General features: G+C 61.5%; 5 protein-coding genes. All 5 read right to left on the reverse strand.

Annotated elements, in window-relative coordinates; all coding sequences use genetic code 11:
* Positions 1 to 251 precede the first annotated feature (251 nt).
* On the reverse strand, positions 252 to 1,247 hold the full coding sequence (locus ABSF49_RS19865; protein ID WP_424114366.1) for an NAD(P)-dependent oxidoreductase: 996 nt from the start codon (positions 1,245 to 1,247) through the stop codon (positions 252 to 254).
* 164 nt (positions 1,248 to 1,411) lie between these two features.
* Positions 1,412 to 1,573: a DUF1127 domain-containing protein gene (locus tag ABSF49_RS19870; RefSeq protein ID WP_424114367.1), complete on the reverse strand. Its 162-nt coding sequence runs from the start codon at positions 1,571 to 1,573 to the stop codon at positions 1,412 to 1,414.
* 326 nt (positions 1,574 to 1,899) lie between these two features.
* Entirely contained in the window at positions 1,900 to 4,065 is a 2,166-nt protein-coding gene (locus tag ABSF49_RS19875; RefSeq protein ID WP_424114368.1) for a PAS domain-containing protein, read from the reverse strand.
* A gap of 154 nt (positions 4,066 to 4,219) precedes the next feature.
* Positions 4,220 to 4,597 (reverse strand): response regulator transcription factor, encoded by a 378-nt coding sequence (locus ABSF49_RS19880; RefSeq protein ID WP_424114369.1) that lies wholly within the window; start codon positions 4,595 to 4,597, stop codon positions 4,220 to 4,222.
* Between the two features lie 121 nt (positions 4,598 to 4,718).
* A partial coding sequence (locus tag ABSF49_RS19885; protein WP_424114370.1) for a response regulator transcription factor occupies positions 4,719 to 5,041 on the reverse strand: 323 nt, incomplete at its 5' end.

Genomic DNA, 5,041 nt, shown 5'->3' on the forward strand with positions numbered 1-5,041 from the left:
GACCTTTGCCGAATTCCACACCACCGCAAAGGGTCGTGAGCCGCCACGACGCTACGCAAGAGCGAATGTCGGCTTTAGCATTTCAATTGCCGAAACCCGCCATTCCGCTCCCGGCCAGCTCCGGGCATAAGCAGACAGCCTGCCTTGCGCCCATCCTTGCCTTTCAGAACGGTGAGAGCCGTTCTCGAAACCGGTCATTCGTTCCAGTCGCCGGGACCAACCGCAGAGCCGTCACTCGAGTTGTCTCGGCCTCAATTGACACTACGCGGGAGGTTGAATTGAAGTCCCGCTTCTTCGGCCGCAATCAACCCAAGGGCGCTCCAGTCGAGATCGGCGTAGCCGCGAGCGATTCCTGTGATGAGGCGGTCTCGCACGACGTTGACCGACGGCATCGGGGCACCCGCAATCTCGGCTTCGGCGAGCGCCAGACGCACGTCCTTGAGCACCAGCGGCAAGACGAATCCGGGTGCGTACGACTTCCTGACGATCTTGTCGCCGTAGATTTTATGCGCGCGTCCGCCGAACATCGTGCTCGTCATGATGTCGATGAACGGCTTGGGTTCGAGTCCGCGCTTGAGAGCCACAGCGACGACTTCCCCCAGCACCTCCAGCGTCGTCGCGGTCATCATGTTGCCGAGCAGTTTGATGAGGTTTGCGTGCGAAGGATCGGGGCCGACGACAAAGGTCCTTTGTCCGAGGCTGTCGAGCATCGGCAGACAGCGCTCGACATCGGTTGACGGACCGGCGGCGACAACGAACAGCTGGCGCGCCTTGGCGGCGTCGGGATTTCCAAACACCGGCGCGGCCACGTAGCCTTGTCCGTAACGCGCATGCTCCGCCGCGAGGCGAGACGCAGTGGCTGCGCTGATGGTGCTCATGGATAGATGAATTGCGCCGCGCTTCAATCCGGCGGCGAGACCCTTGACGCCGTCGCCTTCGCGACCAAGGACCACGTAGCGAACGGCGGCGTCGTCCGGCAGCATGCTGACGACGACCTCGCAGTCGAATAGGCTGCTTAAGTCCATCGTGGGCTCGAGACCGAGCGCACCGAGCTTCTCCATCTGATCCGGGCGGCGGACGTAAGCAATGACCCGGTGTCCGGCGGCGATCAGGTTCGCTGCCATCGCTATCCCCATGTGACCGAGGCCGACAAAGCCGATTTCGCCTTCGACCGACAGTCGCCCTGAGGGCTCAACTTCGGACGCCGGCAAGCCCGCGAGAGCGGAGATGGATTGGTCTTTGGACATAATGCCTCCTGATTGCGCGCCTGTGCGACAGCTCGTTCATTGCCGTCTTGCGAGCGATCGCTGACCTCACGTTTTTCTCCGAAAAGACGGACGGTCCGCGCCGAGGACGTCTACAACCGGACGTGAAACCAAGACGGTGCCCAGCCGCGGGCCGTCTTCAGAGCCTACTGTTGTTCTTCCGACGCGCGGCGCGCGATTTCGGGAATATCGGCGGCGTCGATGCCGATATCGTGCAGCTCCTGGTTAGAATACCTGGAAAGTTCCTCGAATATGGTCCAGTATCTTAGGCGTCGCCGGAAGTAGCGCGCGAGCGATAACATCTTCATGATACGTTCCATTGTTCGACATTGATCGTGAATGAATGCGTCGAACTTCGCGATCTTTTGTCGCCGACCAATCTACGTCCGTCGCACAATTATTCCATCCTACATTGGTAAATCGAGTTCCATTGTTGGTTTCAAGAAGCCAAACTTTCGTATGACGCGCGCGCGATGGCGGCCCGTTTCATGCTCGTGAGCGCCCCGCGCTCGACGTGCGGATAATGTCCTTGGCGGGACAGCTATCTCAATTGCAGGGCAGCCGAGCCGGCGGAGGGCGGCTTCGGCGAGCGTCGCCGGCGGCTGAACCGATGTCGCGGCGCTTCCAGCGTTCCTCACGCCTTGCTCGCGTCGCCGGCCGCCGCCGGCAAGTTGATCTGGAAGACGGCGCCGTTCGGCACATTCGGCGACGCCGACAACCGGCCGCCATGCGCCTCAACGATTGAACGGCAAATCGACAATCCCATCCCCATGCCCTCTGGCTTGGTGGTGAAGAACGCCTCGAAGAGCCGGTCCATCTGCGCCGATTCGAACCCGGGGCCCGAATCCGCAACCGCGACGACGACACGGCCCAACTCGTCGACCGCGGATCTGATCTCCAGCCGCCGCTGGCCATGCATGGAATTCGCCATCGCCTCGACGCCGTTCATGATCAAATTCAGCGCCACCTGCTGAAGCTGGACCCGATCGCCAATGACCCGAACTGGATTGGGTTGCAGCGAAGTTTCGACCCTGACGCCATTACGACGGAACTCGGCGCCGACGAGGATGATCACCTCTCGGATCACGTCGTTGATGTCGAGCGAGACCATCTCGGGCGCCGACTTGCGGGTCTGGGCGCGGATGCTTTTGACGATGTCGCTAGCGCGCAGGCCATTTCTGACGATGCGCGTCGCGGCCTGCCGCGCCTCCTCGAGATTCAACCGCTCGGCTTCAAGCCAGAGCAGGCAAGCTTCGGCGTTGGTGACGATCGCGGCGAGCGGTTGATTGATCTCATGCGCGATCGAAGCCGTGAGCTGGCCCATGGTGCTCAAACGCGACGCCCGTTCGAGATCAGCCACGGCGCTCCGCAGGGCTTCCTCTGCGAGTCGACGCTCGGTGACATCCATGACCGTGCCGACGAATTCCCGTATCGTGGCGCCGTTGGCGCTTAAGTGCCCCAGGCTGTGCAGATGCTTTGTCGCGCCGTCGGGCGTGACGACGCGGAAGTCGCACTGGAAGTCGCCGCCGTCGCGAACCGCTTTCGCCAGCATGTCTTCGAAAGCCGGCCGATCCTCAGGATGAATCCGGTCTGCAAACGCCGCATAGGACGGGGTCGTCGCATTCGGATCCAATCCGAAAATGCGAAATTGCTCGGCCGACCACCACGCTTCGCCGGTGGCCACGTTCCACGCCCAGCTTCCGGTTCGGCTGATTTCTTGGCCTTCGGCCAGAAAGGCCTCGCTGCGGCGCAGATCCTCCTCGGCGCGCCGGCGTTCGGCATTTTCGCGTTCCAGCCTCATCTTGGCCAAGTGCTGTTCGGTCACGTCGACGAGCGTACCGACGTACTCGACGACCTCGCCGTCCTTGCCGACGACGGGATGTCCGACGCTTTGATGATAACGAAGGCTCCCGTCTGGCGCCTGAAATCGCCATTCGACATCGAATCCCTTCTTTTCCCGGATTGCTGTGTCGAGGGTTTCAACGAATTTGGCGCGATCTTGCGGAAGAATTTGTTGAACGGCCTTCTCGAAGGCATGAGAATCCTCAACCGGATCGATGCCAAAAATTCGATAGTGCTCGGGAGACCAATAGACGTTCTCGCGGCTCGCGACGTTCCAAGCCCAGCTGCCCGTGTGCGTCAGCCTTTGTCCTTCCTCGAGATACGCTTCGATGCGGCGCAATTCCGACTCCACCCGCGCGCGTTCGGCTCGGGTCCGGATCGCCATCACCCCATAGGCCAAGTCGTTGGCGAGTTCCGAGAAATGCAAGCGGGTCTGCTGTGCGAAAGCGTGTGATCGGTCGGCGTAAAGGGTGAGGGCGCCAAACGCCTTCCCATCGGACTTCAGCGGCAGCGCCAACGATGACTCGTACCCGCGCCTGAGCGCCTCGCTTCGCCACTGCTGAAAGTTCGGATCGGTGGCGATTTCATCAGTCCAGGAGAGTTCGCCGGTTCGAATGGCGACGCCTGTCGGCCCCTGCCCGGCGGGCGCGTCGGACCAGGCAACATCTATGCGGTCGAGATATCCATCGTCGAATCCAGCATGCGCAATCCGCCGGATCCCCGACGCCCCGTTCTCCTCGCGATAGCCGACCCAGACCATCCGCATGCCACCATCCTCGACCAGGACTCGGCAGATGGCCTGCGTCAGTTCGATCTCCTGCGTGGCGCGAACGAGCGCCTCGTTGCAGCGATTGACGGTGCGGAGGGTGCGGTTGGCGGCCCTCAGTTGTTCCTCGACGCGCAGGCGCTCGGCGATTTCAGCCAGCAGCCTGTCTTTCGTGGGCTCATCGGACTTCAAGGCGATGACTCCTTGCGAAGAGAGCCAGTCGCCTGCGCGCGCGATGGCCGACTATAGGCGTCAATGGAAAACGAGGCGCCGGAGACGAACGAAACGCTGTATCCGTCGCCGGTCACGCGCCCGCCAGCGCGAAACGATTCATTGTCGCCAAGCTTCAGCGTGGCTGCGCCGCGAGCGCGCGGTGCAGTAACTCTATCATGGTCCTCCCGCCAAACGGCTTTTCGAGAAAGGCGAGTGCGCCTCCGGCTTCAGCGCGCCTTCGAATGGCCTGTTCAGGAAAAGCCGTGACAAAAATGATCGGAATGCGACTTCCTTGCGCATTGAGACGATCCTGAAGATCAAGGCCGCTCATACCGGGCATCTGCACGTCAGTGATGAGGCAGGCGCTCTCGTCGACCTGCGGTGAGCGCAAAAATTCCTCAGCGGATTCGAATGCGAAGGAGACGAGGCCGAGCGATCTCGCGAGGCTCTCCATCGCGGCGCGGACGGACTCGTCGTCATCGACAATCGAAATGATCTGACTCGTTGACACGCGTGTTCCCCCGCTTTGCCCGCCAACACCCGAAAGCGAAGAGCCAGAAGCGCGCAGCATATGATCGAATGATGCGCCAATCGGCACGGCAATGAAATCATACAGACGTTTGTGCCGTGAATCATTGCTCGTGACGCAGTTCGAGGGCCTCGGCCGCCCTCACGAGGTCCGCGAAGGATCGCACGCCCATCTTCCTCATGATGTGGCCACGATGGATCTTGACCGTGATCTCGCTGAGGCCGAGTTCGGCCGCCGCCTGCTTGTTCATTAGCCCCGCAGTGACGAGCGCCAAGATTTCCCGCTCGCGGGCCGTTAACGACTCAAACCTTCCGCGCAGGTCGGAAAGCGACTTTTCGCTTTCACGTCGCTTCGTGTCCCGTTCGATGGCTCGCGCGACGGCATCGAGCATGTCCTGTTGGCGAAACGGCTTGGTCAGGAAATCGA

Source organism: Roseiarcus sp., assembly GCF_049514155.1.
Taxonomy (GTDB): domain Bacteria; phylum Pseudomonadota; class Alphaproteobacteria; order Rhizobiales; family Beijerinckiaceae; genus Roseiarcus.